We start from the raw sequence: 20,571 nt of genomic DNA, 5'->3' as shown, positions 1-20,571 counted from the left end.
GCGGCCGGTCACGATTCCTCGCGCGGCACTCGTCGCGACCGGCGGCCCGGGTCTCGTCCGCGATATCGACGAGCCGTCCGATGACCCGGACTGACGGCATCCGCGTCCGAATGACGGGAAACCCGCCTCGAAAACTCGGGTCGGAAATCGGCGACGGAGAGGCGTCACCCGTGGACCAGTACGGGTCAGCGGCGGAATTCCGTTGCGAACCTATTTACCGTAATGTGGTGACTATGTCGTGTGGGATTGTATCACGGGTATCGTGAACAGTCCGCTGACTCGAGTGACGCTACAAACCGGAGGAAAATGAATGACGACACACGGTATATCGGTAACAGTGAACGGAGAACAGCACGACCTGACCGTCCGACCGCGGACGTTGCTCGTGACGGCGCTTCGAGAGGAACTCGGGTATACCGGGGCGAACGTCGGCTGTGAGACGGGGCGGTGTGGCGCCTGTACCGTCAGAGAGAACGGCGAGACGATCAAGTCCTGTACTCGCTTGGCCGTGCAGGCCGACGGCTCGGAGATCGAGACCGTCGAAGGACTCGCCGACGACGGCGATCTCTCGGCCCTGCAGAAGCAGTTTCAGGAACAGCACGGGCTCCAGTGTGGCTACTGTACGCCGGGGATGCTCATGAGCGCCGACACGTTCTTGCGGGAGGCCGACGACCCGTCCCGCGAGGAAATTCGAGAGGCGATCGAGGGCAACCTCTGTCGGTGTACCGGCTACCAGAACATCGTCGACGCGATCGAGGCCGCGGCCGAACAGTCGGGTGAGCACCGATGAGCGACGCCGATTCGAGCGGTGAGTCCGGCGCCGACAGCGGTGGCGCCTTCGGCTCCGCCATCGAACGCGGCGAGGACGTTCCGCTGCTGACCGGGTCCGGGGACTACACCGACGACATCTCCCTGCGCGGAACGACGCATCTGGCTATCCGCCGGTCCGATCACGCCCACGCGAGAATCGAGCGGATAGACACCAGCGACGCGGCCGCGATGGATGGCGTCGTCGCGGTGTACACGGGCGAGGACGTCGTCGAAAGCGGCGTTCCGAACACGATTCCGACCGCGTGGGACCTCCCCGGCCTCGTGCAGCCGCAATATCGCATGCTCGCCACGGACAAGGTTCGCCACGAGGGGACCGCCGTCGCCGCCGTCGTCGCGGAGACGCCACACGTCGCCCACGATGCGCTCGAGCGGATCGCGGTCGAGTACGAACCGCTCGAGCACGTGACCGATCCGGTCGAGGCGGTCGAGCGCGACGTGCCGCCGGTTCACGAGGAGGCCGCGGACAACGTGGCCTTCGACTTCGAACTGGGTGAGGAGGAGGCCACCGACGAAGCGTTCGCCGACGCCGATCGGGTCGCGACCGTCGACCTCCGACAGCCGCGCATCATTCCGAACGCGATGGAGCCGCGAGCCGCCCTCGCCGACTGGGAGGACGCGACGGGGAAGTTGCGCCTATGGATGACGAGTCAGAACCCGCATCTCCATCGAATGCTGCTCTCGGCGGGGACGCTGGGCCTTCCGGAGAACAAGATTCAGGTGATCGCTCCCGAGGTCGGCGGCGGCTTCGGCAGCAAGATCTACCACTACCCGGACGAGGCCGTCACGGCCTGGTGTTCGATGCAACTCGGCCGGCCGGTGAAGTGGCAGGCGACGCGCTCGGAGAGCTACCTGACCGACTGTCACGGGCGAGATCACGTGACGACCGGCGAGATCGCACTCGACGACGACGGGACGATCCGCGGGGTTCGCGTCGAAACGCACGCCGGACTCGGTGCGCAGCTCTCGCAGTTCGGGACCGCGACGCCGTCCTATCTCTACGCGACCGTCCTCTCGGGCCAGTACGCGATTCCGGCGATCCACTGCCGCGTCGTCGGTGCGTTCACGAACACGACGCCCGTCGACGCCTATCGCGGCGCGGGCCGGGCCGAGGGGATCTACGTGATCGAGCGACTCGTCGACGCCGGGGCCCGGGAACTCGAGATGGACCCGGCCGAACTGCGGCGGCGGAACCTCGTCCCCCCCGACGAGTTCCCCTACGAGTCCGCCGCGGCGCTGGTCTACGACAGCGGCGAGTACGAACGTGCGATGGATCTGGCGCTCGAGCACGTCGACTACGACGACTTGCGCGAGCGCCAGCGCGAGCTTCGAGACGAGGACCGATACATCGGTATCGGCATCGGCAACTTCGTCGAATCCGCGGGGCTCTCGCCGTCCGGACTCGCGGGGGATCTCGGCGCGCAGGCCGGCGGCTGGGAGAGTTCGATCGTCCGGTTCGACTCGACGGGATCGGTGACGGTCCTCGCGGGGACGGCGGATCAGGGGCAGGGCCATCGAACGACGTACGCCCAGATCGCCGCCGAGGAACTCGGCGTCTCCGTCGACGACGTCGACGTCGTCGAGGGGGACACCGATCGGATCCCGCAGGGAATGGGGACCTACGGCAGCCGGAGCGCGTCGGTCGGCGGCGGCTCCATCGCCCGGGGCGCCCGCGAGGTCCGCGAGAAGGCCCGTCGGATCGCCGCCCATCAACTCGAGGCGAGCGTCGACGACATCGAGTTCGAGGACGGCGAATTCCGCGTCGCCGGCGCACCGGATCGGTCGCTCCACATCCAGACGATCGCTCACGAGGCGTATCTCGGACACGACTTGCCCGAGGGAATGGACCCCGGCCTCGAGGAGACCAACTTCTACGATCCGGAGAACTTCACCTACCCCTTCGGGACCCACGTCGCAGTCGTCGAGGTCGATCCCGAAACGGGCGATATCGAGATCCGACGCTACGTCGCGGTCGACGACTGCGGGGAGATCATCAATCCGATGATCGTCGAGGGACAGGTCCACGGGGGGATCGCGCAGGGGATCGGTGCCGCGCTCTACGAGGGCGCAGCGTACGACGACGACGAGCATCTCCAAACCCGTCGGATGGACGAGTACGCCGTCCCCCACTCGACGCAGTTGCCCGATTTCGAAACGGACAGCACGGTGACGCCGAGCCCGCACAACCCCCTCGGCGTGAAGGGCGTCGGCGAGTCGGCGACGATCGCGGCGACACCGACCATCGTGTCGGCCGTCGCAGACGCGCTCGAGCCGTTCGGCGTCGACCACCTCGACATGCCGATCACGCCGGAATCGGTCTGGCGAGCCACGGAGGGCGATCGCTGATGTACGTGAACGATTTCGACTACTACCGAGCGGACAGCGTCGACGACGCCCTCGAGTTACTCGGCGACCACGACGGGGCCGAACTGGTCGCCGGCGCGCACGGGCTGTTGCCGCGGATGAAGACGGGAGACGAATCGCCGCCGGCGCTCGTCGATATCGGCCAACTGAGCGGGCTCGATGCGATCGAAGCGGCGGACGACGGAACCGCCGTCTCGGTCGGCGCGCTCGCCACGCACGCCGAGATCGCCGAGTCCGAACCCGTCCGGCAGCACGCGGCCGCGCTCGCCGACGCCGCGGCCGAGTTGGGCGACCCGCAGGTCCGAAACGGCGGCACGATCGGCGGCAACCTCGCCCACGGCGACGCGCGCTCGGACCCGCCGGCCGCCCTGCTCGCACTCGACGGGGCGCTCGAGGTGCGCGGGGCGGACGGCGAGCGGACGATCGACGCGACCGATCTCTTCGAAGGGCCGTTCGAGACGGCGGTCGACGACGACGAGATCGTCACTGCCGTTCGGCTCCCGACCGACGACGACGCCGTGAGCGCCTACCGCAAGCGTCGCGATCCGCTCTCGGGCTACGCGATGGTCGGCGTCGGCGTCTGGCTCCGCACCGACGGCGAGGCGATCGAGGAGGCTCGGGTCGCCGTCACCGGCGCGACGACGACGCCGACGAGACTGCCGGCCGTCGAGGACGAACTCGAGGGAGCGGCGGTTTCCGAGGAGACGATCACCGCGGCGGCGGCCGAGGCCGGAACCACGGTCGACGACGAGGCGTTCGTTTCGGACGTGCAGGCGACTGCCGAGTACCGCGCCCACCTCCTGACGATCGACACCGAGCGCGCGCTGTACGACCTGCTGGACGACGTCTGATCGCAGCGCGTCCCAGCCGTTTTCCGGCCATTCAACGCGGGTCGTCCGACCGCGCAGGGCTTCCGCTCGCTCGAGAGAGTGTCGGACTGGAAGGAGAACCGCGCGCGGACCGATCGGCCGAGTCGAGCGACGGACGACCCGTGGTCACGGCTGGTCCGTGGACTCCGACTCGTCGTTGGAGTGGGCACGTACCCACAGCTCGCCGATCCGCGACAGGCGAGTTCGATAGGACTTGCCGTGTTCCTCGCGCTCGATGTAGCCCTTGCCGCCCGGACCCAGCCGATCGACGTTGTAGATGACCTTCGACCGGAAGCTGTCGGTGTACTCCTCGTTCAGTTCGCGGGCCAGCGATTCGGCCAGTTCCGAGACGGAGTCGAACTCGCCGTCCTCGCCGAGTTTGTACAGGATGAGTTCCTCGAACGGTTTGACGTTCGAGAAGGAGGCGACCGGCAGCTCGACAATGTGCTTGCCGTCGATCTCCTTCGCGCCGATCGTCGTCCCGCGCTCGTCGAACTCGGCTAACAGGTCGCGGGCGCTCTCGAGGCGGGTCCCGACTCGATCGTTCTCGATCCCCTCCTCCGTCTCCCGGAGATCCTCGAGCAGCGCGATCTGCTCCCTGAGTTCCTCGGCGAGTTCGGTCTCGAGGTACTTCTCGGGGGCGGTGTAGTAGGTGTGGATCCCCTCGCGGTCCTCCTGGCGTTCGACCATCAGGGAGTGGGCGGCGTTGGCAAACGCGAAGCTCACGGTTCGGGGCATCGCGGCGACGTTGACCCAGACCTCGTTGCCGGCGTCGAGTTCCGCGGTGATGAGTTCGTAGGCCTGCTCGAAGGCATCGTCGTAGTCGTAGACGTCCTCGAGGACGAACCGCTCGGTCTCGGCCCCCAGCAGGTTCTCGAAGTCCGTCTCGAGTTTCTTCGAGAGATGGCGAGAGTACTCCACGTTGGCCTCGCTTCCGACGGCCCCCTCGAGCAAGATGACGCTGTCGACATCGATCTGATCGCGCACGAGCGGCGCGATCAGCCGGTCGTAGTCGAAGCCGACCGGAACGATGTGGGTTTGCATGGTCGACAGTTAGGCGGGGCGGTTACAAAACCACCGAGTCGTCGGCCGGCTATTCGGTCAGCGGCATGATGATGCCGAAGACGAACGGCGAGGCAAAGCCGATGGCAAAGCCGATCATCGTCAGCGCGTAAAACAGCGTGTTCTCCCACTGGGGGAGCGATCCGAAGAACGCGTGTCCGACCAACTCGCTGCCCGCGCCGATGACGAAAAGGGTGAGTCCGAGGAAGAACCCCCGCTTCGCGAGCCGCGAGTAGTCTGGGCCACTATAGTATCCCATACGTGGTGGTACACGGCCGCTCCATTAATTATTTCGACATTCTGATGTCCGGTTCGAATCCGACCCCGTCACTCCTCGGTCGCACTGTCGTCCGCGGCCTCGAGGTCGAGCCCCCGGAACAGGTCGACGATCGCCTCTCGGTCGCGGGCCGGATCGACGTCGAGGGCGGCCCCGAGCAGGTCCGCGCCGTCGGGTGCCTCGAGCGGGAGCACCCCGCCGGCCATCACGTACGCGTCGGCGGCGGGCCAGACGGCGACGTGCGCTTCGGCGTCGATCGTCTCGCTCCCGGCGCGTGCGCCGTCGCCGCTGTCACCGTCGGCCGTGTTCTCGGCGTCGATCGGATACGCAGCCTCGAGGACAGTAAGGTGTCCGACCGCCCCGTCCGGCCGATCGATGTACTCGCTCGCGCGTTCACCGCCGACAGCGATGTCGTCGTCCTCGAGCGTCTCGATGAACTGGTCGCGGACCTTCGGCGCGGCCGTCTCGAGCGCGTCGGCGGCGTCGAGGCCGATGGTAGACAGCGACGGCGACACGCTGAGATCGACGGTGAACAGCGACCGCGCCGGGATGTCGCCGCCGCTCCGGAGCGACTCGAGCGCGTCGGCGGTCGATCGGTGTTCGAAGATCGTCGTTTCGGCGGTCACCGTCGCGAGCGAGATGCTGGTCTGATCGGTTCGGGTGCCGAGGCGGTCCCACGTGTCGGCGACCGCGGGCGGCAGATCGATGGCCATCGACGGTGCGTATGCGGCCGGGGCCTTTCGGCGTGGCGGTTGCGACAGCGTCATCCGGGCTGCGAGAAGTCGTTGCCGGCACAACCCCAGAGCGGTCGGGATTGTGCCGGGAAATCGCTACAGCGATCCGTCTCAGTCCGCGCCAAGTCGATCGAAGTAGATCGCACGCCGTTCGGCGGCCGCCGGCGAGGTCAGCAGGGAGGCGACGACGGTGACGACGAGACCGAGCCCCATCCCGACGATGCCGGCCGACCAGCCCCCGTAGGAACCGGGAACGACGCTGAGGAAGAGACTCGAGACGTAGAAGGCCTGACTCGCCACCACGCCGGCGGTGATGCCGGCTCGCGTAATCCTGCGCCAGTAGAGCGCGAGCAGGACCGGCAACGCGAGTTGGGCGAAACCGCTAAAGGCCGCGTCGCCGAGTTCGAACAGCGTCGCGGGCCGCCCCAAGCTGGCGAGAAACGCCGCGCTCGCGAAGACCACGACGCCGCCGCGGGCGATCAGATCCTCCTGGCGTTCGGAGAGTCGGACGCCGAAGAACGCGGCGATCGGCCGGAAGAGGTCCCGCGTGAAGTACGACGACCCCGAGAGCAGCATCGAGTCCGAGGAGGACATCATCGCGGCCATCGCGCCGGCGATGACGAGCGCGGCGAACCAGGTCGGCGTGTACTCCGCGAGGACCAGCGGCAGGACGTTCGCACCCTCGGGAACCGCGACCTTGAGGCCGGCGGCCCACGCGCCGAGCATGAACGAGGGGACGAACAGCAGGACACAGAGGATCGGCCAGAGGGCGAACGAGCGCTTGAACACGGCTTCCGATCCGGCGGCGAAGAACCGCTGGTTGACCTGCGGGAACATCGCGACGCCGAAGCCGATCGTGATCGCCGTCGAGAGCATCCACGGGACCGTGTAGTAGTCGCTCCCCAGCGAGAGGAAGCCACCGGTTTCGGGGTTCGACGCGAGCGCGTCCGTCGCAGCGCCGGGACCGCCGACGGCCGCGAGCACCCACAGCACGGCGACCCACGTCGTGACGAGCATGAACGCCCCCTGCAGCGTGTCGGTCCACGCGATCCCGCGCATCCCGGCGACGACGACGTAGAGGATCATGAACGCGGTGATCAGTCCCGCGCCGGCGGCGTACGGAACAGCGCCGTCGGTCAGGGCCTCGAGCGCGGTGCCGGCCCCGACCTGCTGGAGCATGACGTAGGGGAAGAGCCACAGCAGGCTGACACCGGCGACGAGGCCGCGGAGCCACCCGGAGCCGAAGCGGTCGCCCAGCATTTCGCCGAGGGTGACGTAGCCGAACTGCCGGCCGAGCAGCCACTGCTTGTAGCCGACGACGTACCAGAGAATCGCGAAGATGATCCCGTCCATCAGGCCCATGACGAGCACCCACTCGGGACCCTGCGCGTAGGCGATGTTCGGCCCGGCGAAGAAGGTAAACGCCGACAGGAGTGTCGCGAAGGTAGTAAACAGCAGGACGACCGTCCCGAGCGTCCGGCTCGCGAGGTAGAAGTCCTCGGCAATGCGGTCGGTCAGCCGGTAGGCGACCAGCCCGACAGCGAGGGCGATCAGCAGGTAGCCCACGATAATCGAGAGCTGGAGCGTGACCGCGTTCACGGCGAGTCACCTCCGGGCCGGCCGTCTCGAGCGCGTTCAGTTCGGGTCCTGTTCCCCTCGAGCGAGTCGGTATCGCGTCCACCGGTTTCGATGCCGATTCCCCATGCGCGCTGGGTGAATACCCAGAAGACGGCCGACGCGAGCACCATCCAGCCAATGTGCCACCAGAGCCAGATCGGCAAGCCGGCGACGACGGTCGCCGATCCCCACAGGAACCACGGAATCGCAAGCGCGGCGAGGACGATTCCGACGGCGATCCAGCCCCCCAGTTCGGTCCGTCGCATGTGCGACGGTTTGTCCCGACATGGGTAACCTTTACTGTTCGAACAACGCTATCGAAGAGATATATTCATCGAACTACTGCCCCCGGCTTCGTGGTGCGGTTTTCGGTAGCTGAAATCGCTCTTTCACCGAGGAAAAAGAGTATATGTGTTTGTCATCGAATAGGAAGCGAACCTCGTATGGCCCGTCTCTTCCCCTTTCGCTCCGATACGGCCGCCGAAGAGGGCCAACCGCGCGTCGTCGACCTCGAGGGCGAGGACGCCGACGCGGTGTTCGGCGCGCTCTCCTCGACGACGGCCCGGCAGATCTACTCCCAACTCGACGACGAACCCGGTACCCCCAGCGACATCGCCGACGCGGTCGACTCCTCGATCCAGAACGTTCGCTACCACCTCGAGAACCTCGAGGACGCGGGGCTCGTCGAGGTCGTCGACACGTGGTACTCCTCGCGTGGCAACGAGATGAGCGTCTACGCGACGACCGACGGGCCGCTGATCGTGACGAGCGACGAGTCGCGGGCGACGCAGTTGAAGGAGGCGCTGTCCCGGTTTATCGGCGGCGTCGGCGCGCTGGCGGGCGGCAGTCTACTGGTTCAGTACGCGATGACCCAGTGGCTCGCTCCGTCCGGAACGGGGTCGACGGCGGACGGGGGGACACAGCCGGCCGGGACGACCGACGACTCGAGCGGTGGGAGGACGACCGACGAGACGGCGGGCGACGCTGGTACCGAGACGACGGATGGGGGCGATGCTGGTGCCGGAGCGGCGGACGAAGGCGACGATCTCAGTGCCGCGGACATCGGTACGTCCGATCAGAACGGGTCCGAAAGCGCCAGCAACGGCGACGCCGGAGGCGGGGGCGCAGATTCCGGATTCGACGCCGACAACGAGACGCTCCAGAACGCGACCGACGGCGGCGCGGAGGCGATCGAGACGGTATTCGGCTCCGTCCCGCCGGGGTTGCTCTTCTTCCTCGGCGGGTTAGTCGTCCTGCTCGCGATCACGGCATACTGGTACTGGTACCGGCCGTCGTACTGACCTCGAGCGGCGGTTCGATTCGCAGTGGCCGACCGAATCGGCCGGGGTGTGTATGGCGCTTTTCTGTTGTCACGAGAGCGGGCACTCGCTCGTCGCGGCGCCCCGGCCTCTCGAGGTTTGCTGGCAGCGGACGCCGCGGCTGACCAACTCCTGCGGAGGTCAACAGCTATTTGCCCCTCACGAACGAAATTCTATATAAATCGGTCTCTGTACGCTCTCCGCGTCACCGCCCCTCCCGGGGACAGATCTCCAATGGAAGACACGTCGAAATACCTCATTCACGCCTCCGTCACGGCTGACGGGATCGTCGAGCGGAGCGATGTCGTCGGTGCGATCTTCGGTCAGACCGAAGGCCTGCTCGGCGACGACCTCGATCTCCGCGACCTCCGCCAGTCCGGCAAAGTCGGCCGCATAGACGTCGAAATCGCAAGTACCGGCGGCCAGTCACACGGCCGCGTAACGATCGCGACCAGCCTCGATAAAGTCGAAACGGCGACCCTCGCCGCCTCCCTCGAGACGATCACCCGGGTCGGTCCCTGTCGGGCCGACCTCGAGGTCGACGAGATCGAGGACGTCCGAGCGGCCAAACGCAAGGAAGTCGTCGACCGCGCGAAGGAACTCCTCCGGACGGGGTTCGACGACACGATCATGTCCTCCGACGAGATCCTCGCGGAGGTCCGCCAGCAGGTCCGCGTCGAGGACATCACCGAATACGAAGGGCTGCCCGCAGGTCCCCGCGTCACCGACAGCGACGCCATCATCGTCGTCGAGGGCCGCTCCGACGTGCTCACGCTGCTGAAATACGGCATCAAAAACGCCATCGCCGTCGAGGGGACGAACGTCCCCGACGCGGTGGCCGAACTCACCCGCCACCGCACCGTCACGGCCTTCCTCGACGGCGACCGCGGCGGCGATCTGATCCTCGAGGAACTCTCCCAGGTCGGCGACATCGATTACGTCGCGTTCGCCCCCGCCGACAGCTCGGTAGAGGAGTTGGATCACCACGAACTGTTCGCCGCGCTCCGGAACAAGGTCCCCTACGAGACCGTCTCGGAACTGAACGAACCTCGGGAGGCGGTCGCGGCCACGGACGGCAGCACGACGCCGGCACCGCGGCCGTCGGAGGGCGAGCCCACGTCTCCGGCGGTCGCCGACGAGCCCGACGGTGATCGAGACGGCCGCGCAGGGTCCGAGACAGCCTCGAGTGAAGCGAATGATGCGACTGACGCGGTGGCCGACTCGAGCGAGGCCGCGACGGATCCCGATGCCGCCGACGGAACGCCGGCGAGAGCGAAGACCGAACGAACGGACGCGGAGCCGGCGGGGGGCTCGGCGCAGTCCGCCGACGGGCGCGAAACGGGAGCGGGCGACGCTGACGAGACCAGCGCAGGGGCACGGGCCGAATCCGCATCCGCGGCCGACGCGGAGACCGGGCCCGAAACCGTCTACGGGCACGCGACTGCGATCATCCGGTCGGAGACCGGCCGCGTTCGATTCCTCGACGCCGACGGCGAGGCGATCGGTGAAGCCGACGCGGCCGATGTCTACGACGAGCTCGAGGTGCTCGAGCCGGTGCCGACGACGGTCGTGCTCGATACGGTCCTCGACCAGCGACTGCTCGATCTGGCCGCCGACCGCGGCGTCGAACGAATCGTCGCGCGCTCGCTCGGGCAGTTCACCAAGCGCCCGACTGGGGTTCGAATCCACGCGATCGACGACGTCGCGGAACGGCCGCCGAACGGGAACTGATCGACGACCGATTCCCAGTCGCCGGTACCGGTCCGAGCCGTTGATATACCGTCGGTACCGAGCGACGCACGATGACACCTCCGCCGATGGCTGCGGTCGCGCTCCTCGGAGTCTGGGCACTCATGACGCTCTGGGTGACGGGCACTGCCGCGGCCGGCCAGTCGCGAACCGACGAACAGTTCGATCCGCCCGGTCCCGACGCGCGACGCGGGCGGTCCGACGGAACGCCGGACGACCGCTCCTCGGAACCGTCGTTTCCCGCCGCCGACGACTGAGTCGCGATCGACCGTTCGAACTCGAGTTTTGTCGCCCCGCTCCCGTACTCAGCCGAGCATCGCAAACGAGAGCACCAGCAACGCACAGACGAGCGCGCCGGACAGCGTCGCGAGGAAGTTCACGCTTTGGTTCCCGAGCAGCGATCCCTCGAGGGTCGCGCCGAGCAGGCTGTCGACGGTCATCCCGACGATGCCGGCGACGGCGATGACCGCCGCACCGAGGAGTCCGATCTCGGGAAAAAGTCCGGAGGCGATGCCGGCGACGACGGCCGCACCGATGACACCGGCGAGTTCGCCCTGCCACGTGACGCCGCCGTCGGTCCCGGGATCGACCGGCTCGAGGGTGGTGATCAGCCGCGGCGTCTCGAAGACGCTGCCGATCTCGCTCGAGAGGGTGTCGCTCATCGCAGTCGCGATGGAACCGGCGAAGGCGAAGAGGAACAGTTCGGGCTCGCGGGGCAGGAAGCCGGCGTCGCTGGCGGCGTAGCCGAGGACCGCGGCGAGCGCGACGGCGGCGTTGCCGAGGACGTTGCCGCTGCCCCGGGCCCCGTTGTTGTCTTCGGCGACGCCGAGGTCCTCCTTCCGATCGTAGCGGAACTTCGTCGAGAGGCCGCCGATGGCGAAAAAGGAGATGAGGACGGCGAACCAGCCGTAGCCGCCGAGGACGATCGTCAACAGCCCCAGCAACACGCCGGTGAGCATCCCCGCGATGGAGGCCGTCTCGAGCGCGTAGGAGGCGTAGCCGAACGCGACCGTGATCGCGAGCGCGACGGCGATTTCGCCGCTATTGATAGCCGGCTCGAGTTCCGCGAGCAGCCAGAGGAGGAGGCCGACCGAGAGGACGACGATCGGGTCGTCGGACCGCAACAGGACATCGCGGAGGAGGGCGGCGAGCAGGGCCCCGCTGGCGGCCAGAAAGACGACGACCGGCAGTGCCGACGCGGCGGTCTCACCGGTGACCGAGTAGGTGACGGACTGCCCGACGACGGCGGCCCCGATCGCAGCGAGACAGAAGCAGGCGACGCGGACGACCGAGTCGTCGGTACGGAGTCGGACGAGTTGCTCGCCGAGGTTGCCGTACCCGACCAGCAGTATCGTGCCGACGAAGACGGCGACCGGCATCGACGCCGCGGTCGCCATGAGGCCGAGCGCGACCCCCGCGAGGACGAACGTGATGAGACCGTAGAGGCGCGAATCCTCGTAATCGCCCGGATACGCGAGGAGATCGAACAGCGGTCCGCCGGTGATCACGTAGGCACCCAGCAGGACGACGCCGGCAAGCGCGGCCGCCGCCCGCGGATCGAAGAGCGGAACCGCGAGCGAGAGGGTACAGAGGGCCGCGAACACGCCGGCTCGCCGAACGGGTGCTGTCACGATATCGGACCCTTTCTGTGGCGTTCACTTGAAGCTTCGTGAACCCGTCTCGAGTCGGGTAGCACCCGCTCAGATGCGTGAAACGGGGGTGGTTCGCCGTACGGGTATCGGTGGCGACGACCCGTAACCGGTATGCCACCGGCCGTGAAAGTCGCTGGCGTGGGACTGTACGAACGGTATCTGGCCCTCCGGATCCGCCGCCACGAGGCCGACCCGCCCGACCACGTCGCGCTCGTGATCACCGAACGCGACCTGTTAGAGCGGGGTGCCTACGAGACGCTCACCGACTTCTTCGAGTGGGCGGTCGAGTACGCCTCGCAAATTACGGTCTACGTGAGCGTCCTCGACGCGGCGGCGGTGCCGGCCCTGCAGCGCGAACTCGAGACTATCGATGCGCCGCGACCGGTCGCCGTCCGCGGCCCGGAGGACAAGGCACGGGCCGACGCGCCGATCCGGATCGGGATCGGGCTCGGCGGCAAACACGAGTTCACCAGCGCGGTCCGAACCCTCGCCGAGCGCGTCGACGACGGCGACCTCGAGCCCGACGAGATCGACGACGAGCGCGTCGAGGACCACCTCGTCTTTCCGTCGGAGCCGGATCTGGTGATCAAGACCGGTGCGGAGCGGCTCTCGGATTTCATGATCTGGCAGTCGGTCTACTCGGAGCTGTACTTCACGGACGTGAACTGGCGGGACTTCCGCAAGCGGGACTTTCTGCGGGCGGTCCGCGAGTACTGCAACCGGTCGCGGCGCTTCGGTCGCTAATCGGCCGAGTCGCGCGGCGGGTCGTTCGAACTCGATTCGGGAATGCCAGCGAGGTCTGCGACCGGATCAGCGGCGGCGACGACCGGCCTGTCGAGCCGGACGGTGTCCGCGTCGCAGTCGTACTCGAGGACATCGTGGGCCTCGAGTTTCGGGAGGACGACGTGGTTGAGCGAAAGGCGGACGGCGCGTTCGTCGGCGTCGTCTCGACCGGCGACGGCGTCGGTCAGCCTGTCGACCGAGAGCGGTGGTTCACACGCCGAGAGGACGTGGAGCGTGAGACGGGTTCGGGGGTTCGCGAGGAGCGCGTACGCCTCATCGAGCGGGACATCCGTGAGGCGAACGAACCGCTCGACGTCGATGGCTGGGGCGCTGGTCGGTGCCGACATCGTACGTATCGTTGTTCGAATGACAAATAAAGGTCTTTGGGTGGGGTGGGAGACGGCGACCACACCGACACCGCGGCCCGATCAGTCCGCGATTCGGCTGTTCGAGTCGTTCGCCTCGAGTTCTCCAGCGTCGGGTCGTTCCGAGGAGGGCAGCGAGTCGCGAAACCGGTCGACGATCGAGCGAGCCTCGGAGAGTTCGGGCTCACTGACGGCTCCGAGCAGGGCCAACGCGCGCCGGGCGCGGGTCCGCCGCCACGACTCCTGTCGGTGTTCGTAGGTCCGGATACCGCGCAGGAAGTCGGCTTTCGAGAACTCCGGCCAGTAGGGCGTACAGAAGAAGACGGCGGCCTCGTTGCCGTTGGCGTGCCACGGCAGGAAGTTCGAGGTCCGCTCCTCGCCGGCGGGGCGAATAATCAGGTCCACGTCCCGGATCGGCTGGTCGTACAGCCGGCGTTCGATGTCCTCGATATCGATCGCGTCGGGGTCGAGGTCGCCCGCCTCGACGTCGGCGGCGACCCCGCGGGTGGCCTCGAGCAGTCGCGAGCGACCGCCGTACGCGAGCGCGATGTTGAGCACGAACTGGTCGTAGTCCTGCGTGCGGCGTTCGGCGTACTCGATGGCGTTTTGGACCCGTTCGGGCAGCAGTTGCGTCTCGCCGATCGCGCGAATACAGACCCCGTTGTCGTGGACGCGGTCGGCGTCCGCGAACTCGTGGAGCTTCTCGCAGAGCAGGTCGAACAGCGCCTCGTTTTGCTCGTCGGGGCGGTCGAAGTTCTCCGTCGAGAACGTGTACAGCGTCAGCTCCTCGACGCCGATGTCCTGACACCACTCGAGGACCCGTTCGGTCGTTTCGGCTCCTGCACGGTGGCCCTCGTGGGCGTCGCCGCCCTGACTGCGGGCGTACCGTCGGTTCCCGTCCTGAATCACCGCGACGTGCGTCGGTGCGCCGGAGATCTCCCGAGAGAGCAGCCGCTCGTAGGCCGTGTCGACGCGCTGACGGAGCCACCGCTTCATTACCCGACAAAAGGTCATTGAACACTATGTGTCTTGCGTGTGACCCATCCGCAGTGAGAATCGGTCCCGTCTTTTGTCGGGGCCGCCGGACGGGGGAATCGTGACGGCTATCCGTCCGGACTGCGAACGGCCGCCAATGCCAGACGCGATCGACGACGACCTCTACCGGCGGACCAAGGCACTGCTCGAGCCCGGGGACATCGCCCTCAACGGGGCGGTCGTCCGAACCGATTACGACGGGCAGGAAGACGTCAAGATGATGCAGGCAACGATCGACGTCGGCGACATCATCGCCGAACACTCCGGGTACGACCCGAAAGACTGCTACGTCTATTCGGGCAACGACGATCCCGACTTCTCCTCGAATCAGCATCAGGGGCTAACCCTCGAGGACGAGGAGTTCGTCTGGGAGTGCCAGCAACTGCTGCGGGAGGGCAGTTTCGATATCGTCATCTACTACAAGGCGAGCGCGGACCACGAGGCGATCCTCGAGGACGTTCGCGATCTGGGCTTCGACGTAATGGGCGTCGAGGGCGAGTGAACTATCGTCGCTCTTGAAACGAGTTACACACCGATCGCAACGCTATCCTGCGATCGGGTGTGCATTGATTTTCAAGAGCGACTATAACGGGTCGAGCGGGCCGGTATTTTCGGGAGAGCCTGCGACCGATCGGACAGTCAGATAGCTCTCGCCGGGTGCGGTTCCAATTCGCTTATACACCGTCAGTCCCGAGTATTTCGTATGACTACGGACGTCGACCTCACCGAGCGCGAACGGGCGGTCGTCAACGCCTTTCAGGGCGGGTTTCCCGTCGTGGAACGGCCGTTCGAGGACGCCGCGGCGGCCATGCGCGACCGCGGGGTCGACATCGATGCGACGGAACTGCTCGAGACGGTTCGGGACCTCGACGAGCGCGGCGTGCTCTCGCGGTTCGGGGCCCTCGTCAACGCCCAAGAGATCGGCGGCGCGGCGACGCTGGTCGCCATGCACGCCCCCGACGATCGGTTCGACGAGATCGTCGAGGCGGTCAACGACCGGCGCGAGGTGGCCCACAACTACGAGCGCGAGCACCCGCACCTGAACGTCTGGTTCGTCGTGAGCGTCGCCGACGAGGACCGCGTCGAGACGGTGCTCGCCGAGATCGAGGACGAGACGGGCCAAGCGACGTACAACCTGCCCAAACGACAGGAGTTCCGCGTCGAGGCCAAGTTCTACGTCGACGGCCCACTCGACGGCGGGGGCGATATCGAGGCCGCCGGCGTCGACTGCTCGGCGCTCGGCCCCGACATCGCGCCGACCGACGCCGCCGTGCTGTCGCCGGCCGAGCGGGACCTCGTCCTCGAGATTCAGGACGGAGTCCCCCTGACAGAAACGCCGTATGCGGACATCGCCGATGCGATCGGGCAGGAGATCGACTGGGTGCTCGAGACGATCACGCGGTTCGAACGCGAGGGGAAGATCCGCCGGATCGGCGTCGTGCCGAACCACTACGCGCTGGGGTACACGGAAAACGGGATGACGGTCTGGAACGTCCCGGACGATGTCGTTCCCGAGGTCGGCCCGGAGGTCGCCGCCTTACCGTTCGTCACCCACTGTTACCGGCGGCCGCGCCACGAGGGCGTCTGGCCGTACAACTTCTTCGCGATGACCCACGGCCGCAGCGAGGAAGAGAGCCGCCAGCGAGTCGAACAGGTTCGGGAACGGATGGAGGAATATTGGGACGTAACTCCCGACGACTGGGACACCTTGCACTCGACGCAAATATTGAAGAAGACCGGTATACGGATGGCAGAGCGAGCCGACGCGAACACCAGAGCGCAGTAGCGCCGCCGGACGTGCCAGAGTATCTCCAATGATTCCACTTCTCCACGATTTCACGAACGAGACGGTGCTGATCTTCGGCGGCGGACCCGTCGGGGCCCGGAAGGCACGCCGATTCGCCCGCGAGGCGCGGGTGATCGTCCTCAGCCCGGCGTTTACCGATCGGGACTTCGGCGACGCCGAACTGATCCGGGCCGGGCCCGCCGCCGACGACGTTCCGGCGTGGCTCGAGCGGACCGCGCCCGCCCTGGTCGTCGCCGCGACGGACGACGAGGCGATCAACCGAGCCGTCGCCGACGCGGCCCGTGATCAGGGGGTGCTCGTCAACCGGGCGGATCGGTCGGGCGAGCGCGAGTCCGACAGCGTCGTCGTTCCCGCGACCGTGCGCGAGGACCCCGTTACCGTCGCGGTCGCGACCGGCGGCACGGCACCCGCGCTGAGCAAGTACCTGCGACAGGAACTCGAGGAGACGGTCGACGGGGCCGGTGAGATGGCTCGAGCCTGCGGGGGGCTGCGCGAGGAACTCAAATCGCGGGACGTATCGGCGGGCCGACGACGAGAGATCGTCACGGATGTCGTCAATTCTCCGGAGGTTTGGACAGCTTTACGTACGGGTACTTCTAACTACCGTCAAGTGATTGAGGACGTGCTCGGCGAGGAACTATCGACTGGGGGTGATCGGCCATGATGTCGACCGGGGTCGTGACCGCTGCACGAGTGACCCACGAGAGCGGTAGCGTCGACCAACTGGCCGTCGCCAGTCCCGACAGTCAGGGGGCTGCCGTAGACGAACTCCTGACCGTTCCCGATATCGAGGAGGCGTACGTCCTCTCGACGTGTAACCGAGTCGAGGCGTACGTCGTCGCTCCCGACCACGCCATCGGTCGGGCCGCCCTCGAGGAACTTTTCGCCGGGGTCGACGACGACGCCGTCGTCACGACCGACCACGACGAGAGCCTGCAGCACCTGCTTCGGGTGGCCGCCGGACTCGAGTCGGTGATCCTCGGCGAGGACCAGATCATCGGGCAGGTCCGGACCGCCTACGAGGACGCCCGCGACGCCGGCGGCATCGGCTCGATGCTCGAGGCCGCCGTCACGAAGGCGATCCACGTCGGCGAGCGTGCCCGCACCGAGACCGGTATCAACGAGGGCGTCGTCTCGCTGGGCTCGGCCGCGACGCGCCGAGCAGCCGCCGAAATCGCCCTCGAGGGGGCGACCGCGCTGGTCGTCGGTGCCGGCGAGATGGGACAACTCGCTGCGCGCAGCCTCGCGGCCGCCGGGGTCGACGAACTCGTCGTCGCCAACCGGACCGTCGCCCACGCCGACCACCTCGTCAGCGACATCGAGGACGAGACGAACGCCACGGCCGCGCCGCTCGAGGCGCTCGATACCGTCGCGAGCCGCGCCGATGTCGTCGTCACAGCGACCGGAAGCGAGAACCCGATCCTCGGCCCCCGTCAACTCGAGGGAGAGACCGACGAGGCGGGGGACTCAGAGACCGAGCAGGTGGTCGTTGACCTCGGCCAGCCGCGGGACGTGTCCCCGGCGGCCGACGCGCTGCCGTCGGTTCGTGTCTTCGATCTGGACGACCTCGAGTCGATCACCGAGGAGACCCGCGAGCAGCGGGCCGACGCGGCCCGCGAGGTCGAGGCGATGATCGACGCGGAGTTCGACCTGCTGACCGAGCAGTACAAACGGGCCCGCGCCGACGAGGCGATCGCGGCGATGTATGAGTCCGCCGAGCGGATCAAGGAGCGAGAGGTCGAGACCGCGCTCTCGAACCTCGGGGAGGAAACTACCGAGGAGCAACGCGAGGTCGTCGAAGCGATGGCCGACGCGCTGGTCAACCAGTTGCTCGCCCCGCCGACCAAGAGCCTACGCGAGGCGGCGGCGGAGGACGACTGGAGTACCATCCACACCGCCCTGCAACTATTCAATCCGGAGTTCGACGCCGATGACGGCCCGCTCGCGCCGCCGTCGGCCATCACCGCGAACCCCGATTCGGGAATCGGCGCGACCGACGACGACTGAGCGATCGGCGGGCGAGCGAGCGGCTTTTCGAATCGTCGTGACTCGAGACCACCAGTTCCTCTGTAGCGGTCGCACTACTGGCGCTCTAGAGTGAGCGATCGAGTCGTACGGAACTGCAGAAACCCCTACCCGGAGTCGGCCGTGTCGAACTGTTACCGGTCCGGTGCGCCGTACTCGACGTGGACCGTCGGGACGCTCGCGGAGTCGGGCGCTTCGTTCCCGTTCCAGTCGACGAGACGAACGTTCGCCATCTGGCCGGAAAAGCGGAAGCGCTGGACGCCGACGTCTATCGCGCCCTCGGCGACGCCGCCGGCGACGACGGTTCCCTCGGCGACGGGATCGGCGGCGAGCATCTCGAGGTCGCCGTCGACGGCAATCTCGTAGTTCGAGGGGACGCCTCGTCCAACGATTGTTACGAGATTTGGAAGTGTACTGTCAGTTGCGGCCGTGGCGGTCCGGTTCTGTACCGGTGTATCGCGTGCCATGCTCCGATAACCCGAGTATCCCGGCATAAGCTTTCCTGTCGATAGAATGGTAAGAATGGATGAATACGGTGAATTGGCAACCAATCGCAGCCGCCGGACGGTGCGCGGCCAACGTTTACACGACGCGGCGTGGTCGACCGTCTCATGCTCGAACTCTATCAGGCGGAGAGCTGTCCGCACAGCAGCGATGTCCGCGAGAAACTGACGGACCTCGGCGTCTCGTACGTGATTCACAACCCGCGACGGCCCGGCCACGAGGGCGGTGACGTGCTCAACGAGTGGGCCCAGCGGGCGATGACTGACCTCGGCGGCGAGGATGCGATCCCGTTCCTCGTCGATACCGACCGCGAGGAACAACTCTACGAGAGCGAGGACATCGTCGACTACCTCGAGGAACACTACGGGTAACGGGGTCGCTGTCAGGGACTGTCGCTCCGAGACGCGCGATCGACCGCTCAGTCGCTCGAGGGAACCAGATCGCGAACGAGGACCTCACCGGCGACATCTGGCGCGGTCGGACGGACGATCGATTCGCTCGAGTCGATCGTGTGTCCCGTGTCGACGTGGTGGTCGATGGCCGCCTGCGAGCGGTCCCGCTGGGACGGTTCGTCGGTCGCGTTCAGACTCCAGTCGCAGTCGAGACAGTACTTCATCGTGAATTCGTCTCCGACCGGACTCCTGAATCCCTTTCGGTCTCGGTCTCGAGGTCGACCCGGCCGTCGCTCTCGACGCGAACGCTGTATCCACAGTAGGTGAACGAAACGGAACCGGCGTCCCGCTGCCGGGATCGGTTCGATTCAAAGAGGTCGTCCAGCGCGGTCGGATCGATCGCGTCGTGAAGCGGTGGCGAAAGTTCGAGCGGATCGATCCCTTCGCGTTCCGCGACCGCTTCGACGACGCGGACCGACACCGGAGCCTGTGCATCGTCGGCGGTTCGGTTCGAGGGCTGAGAATCCATTATCCGAGTAAGGCCGGTGAAATACATAAGAATAGTGGTATATCTTGTTGCTGCTGGCCAGCAGGAAAGATCGGTTCTGGCTGCGGTCCACAAAAGGAAGGAATAATCTGCTCCGAGCCATCTCCGCAAGTATTTATCGGCCGTTCTCATCCCGAGTCCGGTTCGTCGACGAGTTCGTAGCCGAAGTGATCGTAGGGGCGGCTGTACTCCGTTCTGAGCATCTCGGAGCGTTCGATCTCGAGGCCGAGGCCGTCCAATTCTTCGGCGGTCGACTCGACGTCTCCGGCCTGCATACCGACGACTTCGACGTGCAGGTTCTGCGATCCGGTCAGCAGTTCGCGAGCGTGGACGACGTTCGACAGCTCGATCGTCCGCTCGCAGAGGTCCCTGCGCTCGGGGATTGGAGCCGTACAGACGAACAAAATGTGGTGGGGCGCACCCGCCTTTTCGTAGTTGATTACCGGATCGAACTTCTCGAGGACCCCCTCGTCTTCCAGCCGCTGGATGCGGTTGCTGACGGTGCTCGAGGAGACATCGATCCGCTCGGCGATCTCGTCGTGGGTGAAATCCGCGCGACTCTCCGCCTGCAGGAGGTAGAGGATCGCGTGGTCCGTGCCGTCGAGTTCCATACGGACGGTCCGCCGTCGATCGAAAAGGGTA

The 20,571-nt window shown here is 66.7% G+C and carries 24 protein-coding genes; 12 read left to right on the top strand and 12 right to left on the bottom strand.

The annotated features are described in order from the left end of the window. The first annotated feature begins 310 nt into the window (after positions 1-310). From FEJ81_RS03305 to FEJ81_RS03295, 3 genes are read left to right on the top strand one after another with little or no spacing between them, the layout of a single operon-like run. The gene (locus tag FEJ81_RS03305) at positions 311-790 is read left to right on the top strand and encodes a (2Fe-2S)-binding protein (RefSeq protein ID WP_138243934.1); all 480 of its coding nucleotides are present in this window, start codon (positions 311-313) and stop codon (positions 788-790) included. Continuing rightward, a complete protein-coding gene (locus tag FEJ81_RS03300; RefSeq protein WP_138243933.1) occupies positions 787-3,174 on the top strand; it encodes a xanthine dehydrogenase family protein molybdopterin-binding subunit in 2,388 nt (795 codons plus the stop codon). The genes FEJ81_RS03305 and FEJ81_RS03300 overlap by 4 nt, the downstream gene beginning before the upstream one ends. After that, entirely contained in the window at positions 3,174-4,043 is an 870-nt protein-coding gene (locus tag FEJ81_RS03295) for an FAD binding domain-containing protein (protein WP_138243932.1), read from the top strand. The genes FEJ81_RS03300 and FEJ81_RS03295 overlap by 1 nt, the downstream gene beginning before the upstream one ends. 144 nt (positions 4,044-4,187) lie before the next feature. Here the strand turns inward: FEJ81_RS03295 and FEJ81_RS03290 are convergent, their stop codons facing one another. The 5 genes from FEJ81_RS03290 to FEJ81_RS03270 form a co-directional block, all read right to left on the bottom strand. Further along, positions 4,188-5,105, bottom strand: a complete 918-nt coding sequence (locus FEJ81_RS03290; protein ID WP_138243931.1) for an HFX_2341 family transcriptional regulator — start codon at positions 5,103-5,105, stop codon at positions 4,188-4,190. Between the two features lie 49 nt (positions 5,106-5,154). After that, complete coding sequence (locus tag FEJ81_RS03285; protein WP_138243930.1) at positions 5,155-5,382, bottom strand: DUF7860 family protein; 228 nt, start codon at positions 5,380-5,382, stop codon at positions 5,155-5,157. 68 nt (positions 5,383-5,450) lie between these two features. After that, complete coding sequence (locus FEJ81_RS03280; protein WP_138243929.1) at positions 5,451-6,113, bottom strand: hypothetical protein; 663 nt, start codon at positions 6,111-6,113, stop codon at positions 5,451-5,453. A 132-nt stretch (positions 6,114-6,245) separates the two neighbouring features. Beyond that, complete coding sequence (locus tag FEJ81_RS03275) at positions 6,246-7,733, bottom strand: sodium:solute symporter family protein (RefSeq protein WP_138243928.1); 1,488 nt, start codon at positions 7,731-7,733, stop codon at positions 6,246-6,248. Next, positions 7,730-8,017, bottom strand: a complete 288-nt coding sequence (locus FEJ81_RS03270; protein ID WP_138243927.1) for a DUF3311 domain-containing protein — start codon at positions 8,015-8,017, stop codon at positions 7,730-7,732. Before FEJ81_RS03270 ends, FEJ81_RS03275 begins: the two co-directional genes overlap by 4 nt. A gap of 177 nt (positions 8,018-8,194) precedes the next feature. On the opposite strand from FEJ81_RS03270, the gene FEJ81_RS03265 reads away from it, so the two are divergent. The 3 genes from FEJ81_RS03265 (at position 8,195) to FEJ81_RS03255 (ending at position 11,076) form a co-directional block, all read left to right on the top strand. Beyond that, on the top strand, positions 8,195-9,052 hold the full coding sequence (locus tag FEJ81_RS03265) for an ArsR/SmtB family transcription factor (protein WP_138243926.1): 858 nt from the start codon (positions 8,195-8,197) through the stop codon (positions 9,050-9,052). Positions 9,053-9,304: 252 nt separating this feature from the next. Further along, a complete protein-coding gene (dnaG, locus tag FEJ81_RS03260) occupies positions 9,305-10,801 on the top strand; it encodes a DNA primase DnaG (protein ID WP_138243925.1) in 1,497 nt (498 codons plus the stop codon). 71 nt (positions 10,802-10,872) lie between these two features. Beyond that, entirely contained in the window at positions 10,873-11,076 is a 204-nt protein-coding gene (locus tag FEJ81_RS03255; RefSeq protein WP_229504751.1) for a hypothetical protein, read from the top strand. A gap of 48 nt (positions 11,077-11,124) precedes the next feature. On the opposite strand, the gene FEJ81_RS03250 is transcribed toward FEJ81_RS03255, so the two are convergent. After that, positions 11,125-12,450 (bottom strand): DUF92 domain-containing protein, encoded by a 1,326-nt coding sequence (locus tag FEJ81_RS03250; RefSeq protein WP_138243924.1) that lies wholly within the window; start codon positions 12,448-12,450, stop codon positions 11,125-11,127. A gap of 159 nt (positions 12,451-12,609) precedes the next feature. On the opposite strand from FEJ81_RS03250, the gene FEJ81_RS03245 reads away from it, so the two are divergent. Continuing rightward, the gene (locus FEJ81_RS03245) at positions 12,610-13,215 is read left to right on the top strand and encodes an undecaprenyl diphosphate synthase family protein (RefSeq protein ID WP_138246706.1); all 606 of its coding nucleotides are present in this window, start codon (positions 12,610-12,612) and stop codon (positions 13,213-13,215) included. On the opposite strand, the gene FEJ81_RS03240 is transcribed toward FEJ81_RS03245, so the two are convergent. After that, complete coding sequence (locus FEJ81_RS03240; protein WP_138243923.1) at positions 13,212-13,601, bottom strand: DUF7344 domain-containing protein; 390 nt, start codon at positions 13,599-13,601, stop codon at positions 13,212-13,214. The genes FEJ81_RS03245 and FEJ81_RS03240 overlap by 4 nt on opposite strands. A gap of 81 nt (positions 13,602-13,682) precedes the next feature. Further along, a complete protein-coding gene (gene uppS, locus FEJ81_RS03235) occupies positions 13,683-14,615 on the bottom strand; it encodes a polyprenyl diphosphate synthase (RefSeq protein WP_138243922.1) in 933 nt (310 codons plus the stop codon). Positions 14,616-14,751: 136 nt separating this feature from the next. Here uppS and FEJ81_RS03230 point away from each other — a divergent pair, with 136 nt between their 5' ends. The 4 genes from FEJ81_RS03230 (at position 14,752) to hemA (ending at position 18,468) form a co-directional block, all read left to right on the top strand. After that, the gene (locus tag FEJ81_RS03230) at positions 14,752-15,156 is read left to right on the top strand and encodes a DUF5778 family protein (RefSeq protein ID WP_138243921.1); all 405 of its coding nucleotides are present in this window, start codon (positions 14,752-14,754) and stop codon (positions 15,154-15,156) included. A gap of 201 nt (positions 15,157-15,357) precedes the next feature. Then, complete coding sequence (ahbB, locus tag FEJ81_RS03225; protein WP_138243920.1) at positions 15,358-16,440, top strand: siroheme decarboxylase subunit beta; 1,083 nt, start codon at positions 15,358-15,360, stop codon at positions 16,438-16,440. A 28-nt stretch (positions 16,441-16,468) separates the two neighbouring features. Next, a complete protein-coding gene (locus FEJ81_RS03220; protein ID WP_138243919.1) occupies positions 16,469-17,125 on the top strand; it encodes a precorrin-2 dehydrogenase/sirohydrochlorin ferrochelatase family protein in 657 nt (218 codons plus the stop codon). Then, positions 17,125-18,468: a glutamyl-tRNA reductase gene (hemA, locus tag FEJ81_RS03215; RefSeq protein WP_138246705.1), complete on the top strand. Its 1,344-nt coding sequence runs from the start codon at positions 17,125-17,127 to the stop codon at positions 18,466-18,468. Before FEJ81_RS03220 ends, hemA begins: the two co-directional genes overlap by 1 nt. 152 nt (positions 18,469-18,620) lie before the next feature. Here hemA and FEJ81_RS03210 read toward each other — a convergent pair whose 3' ends face one another. Next, a complete protein-coding gene (locus FEJ81_RS03210) occupies positions 18,621-18,953 on the bottom strand; it encodes a hypothetical protein (protein WP_138243918.1) in 333 nt (110 codons plus the stop codon). 144 nt (positions 18,954-19,097) lie between these two features. On the opposite strand from FEJ81_RS03210, the gene FEJ81_RS03205 reads away from it, so the two are divergent. Continuing rightward, positions 19,098-19,361 carry a glutathione S-transferase N-terminal domain-containing protein gene (locus tag FEJ81_RS03205; RefSeq protein WP_138243917.1) on the top strand — a complete coding sequence of 88 codons (264 nt, stop codon included), beginning with the start codon at positions 19,098-19,100 and terminating at the stop codon, positions 19,359-19,361. 47 nt (positions 19,362-19,408) lie between these two features. On the opposite strand, the gene FEJ81_RS03200 is transcribed toward FEJ81_RS03205, so the two are convergent. From FEJ81_RS03200 to FEJ81_RS03190, 3 genes are all read right to left on the bottom strand, one after another. Further along, positions 19,409-19,606, bottom strand: a complete 198-nt coding sequence (locus FEJ81_RS03200; RefSeq protein ID WP_138243916.1) for a hypothetical protein — start codon at positions 19,604-19,606, stop codon at positions 19,409-19,411. Then, on the bottom strand, positions 19,603-19,911 hold the full coding sequence (locus FEJ81_RS03195) for a HalOD1 output domain-containing protein (protein ID WP_138243915.1): 309 nt from the start codon (positions 19,909-19,911) through the stop codon (positions 19,603-19,605). Before FEJ81_RS03195 ends, FEJ81_RS03200 begins: the two co-directional genes overlap by 4 nt. 146 nt (positions 19,912-20,057) lie before the next feature. Continuing rightward, a complete protein-coding gene (locus tag FEJ81_RS03190; protein WP_138243914.1) occupies positions 20,058-20,540 on the bottom strand; it encodes an Lrp/AsnC family transcriptional regulator in 483 nt (160 codons plus the stop codon). Between the last annotated feature and the right edge of the window lie 31 nt (positions 20,541-20,571).

The sequence above is a fragment of the Natrinema versiforme genome (genome assembly GCF_005576615.1).
In the GTDB taxonomy this organism is placed as follows: domain Archaea; phylum Halobacteriota; class Halobacteria; order Halobacteriales; family Natrialbaceae; genus Natrinema; species Natrinema versiforme_A.
Note: the sequence above shows the minus strand (reverse complement) of the source record. Positions and strands in the feature narration are given on the sequence as shown.

Coding starts and splice junctions, on each gene's coding strand:
- FEJ81_RS03305 (WP_138243934.1), top strand. CDS start 311: ATGACGACACACGGTATATCGGTAACAGTGAACGGAGAACAGCACGAC.
- FEJ81_RS03300 (WP_138243933.1), top strand. CDS start 787: ATGAGCGACGCCGATTCGAGCGGTGAGTCCGGCGCCGACAGCGGTGGC.
- FEJ81_RS03295 (WP_138243932.1), top strand. CDS start 3,174: ATGTACGTGAACGATTTCGACTACTACCGAGCGGACAGCGTCGACGAC.
- FEJ81_RS03290 (WP_138243931.1), bottom strand. CDS start 5,105: ATGCAAACCCACATCGTTCCGGTCGGCTTCGACTACGACCGGCTGATC.
- FEJ81_RS03285 (WP_138243930.1), bottom strand. CDS start 5,382: ATGGGATACTATAGTGGCCCAGACTACTCGCGGCTCGCGAAGCGGGGG.
- FEJ81_RS03280 (WP_138243929.1), bottom strand. CDS start 6,113: ATGGCCATCGATCTGCCGCCCGCGGTCGCCGACACGTGGGACCGCCTC.
- FEJ81_RS03270 (WP_138243927.1), bottom strand. CDS start 8,017: ATGCGACGGACCGAACTGGGGGGCTGGATCGCCGTCGGAATCGTCCTC.
- FEJ81_RS03265 (WP_138243926.1), top strand. CDS start 8,195: ATGGCCCGTCTCTTCCCCTTTCGCTCCGATACGGCCGCCGAAGAGGGC.
- dnaG (WP_138243925.1), top strand. CDS start 9,305: ATGGAAGACACGTCGAAATACCTCATTCACGCCTCCGTCACGGCTGAC.
- FEJ81_RS03255 (WP_229504751.1), top strand. CDS start 10,873: ATGACACCTCCGCCGATGGCTGCGGTCGCGCTCCTCGGAGTCTGGGCA.
- FEJ81_RS03240 (WP_138243923.1), bottom strand. CDS start 13,601: ATGTCGGCACCGACCAGCGCCCCAGCCATCGACGTCGAGCGGTTCGTT.
- uppS (WP_138243922.1), bottom strand. CDS start 14,615: ATGAAGCGGTGGCTCCGTCAGCGCGTCGACACGGCCTACGAGCGGCTG.
- FEJ81_RS03230 (WP_138243921.1), top strand. CDS start 14,752: ATGCCAGACGCGATCGACGACGACCTCTACCGGCGGACCAAGGCACTG.
- ahbB (WP_138243920.1), top strand. CDS start 15,358: ATGACTACGGACGTCGACCTCACCGAGCGCGAACGGGCGGTCGTCAAC.
- FEJ81_RS03220 (WP_138243919.1), top strand. CDS start 16,469: ATGATTCCACTTCTCCACGATTTCACGAACGAGACGGTGCTGATCTTC.
- hemA (WP_138246705.1), top strand. CDS start 17,125: ATGTCGACCGGGGTCGTGACCGCTGCACGAGTGACCCACGAGAGCGGT.
- FEJ81_RS03210 (WP_138243918.1), bottom strand. CDS start 18,953: ATGGCACGCGATACACCGGTACAGAACCGGACCGCCACGGCCGCAACT.
- FEJ81_RS03205 (WP_138243917.1), top strand. CDS start 19,098: ATGCTCGAACTCTATCAGGCGGAGAGCTGTCCGCACAGCAGCGATGTC.
- FEJ81_RS03200 (WP_138243916.1), bottom strand. CDS start 19,606: ATGAAGTACTGTCTCGACTGCGACTGGAGTCTGAACGCGACCGACGAA.
- FEJ81_RS03195 (WP_138243915.1), bottom strand. CDS start 19,911: ATGGATTCTCAGCCCTCGAACCGAACCGCCGACGATGCACAGGCTCCG.
- FEJ81_RS03190 (WP_138243914.1), bottom strand. CDS start 20,540: ATGGAACTCGACGGCACGGACCACGCGATCCTCTACCTCCTGCAGGCG.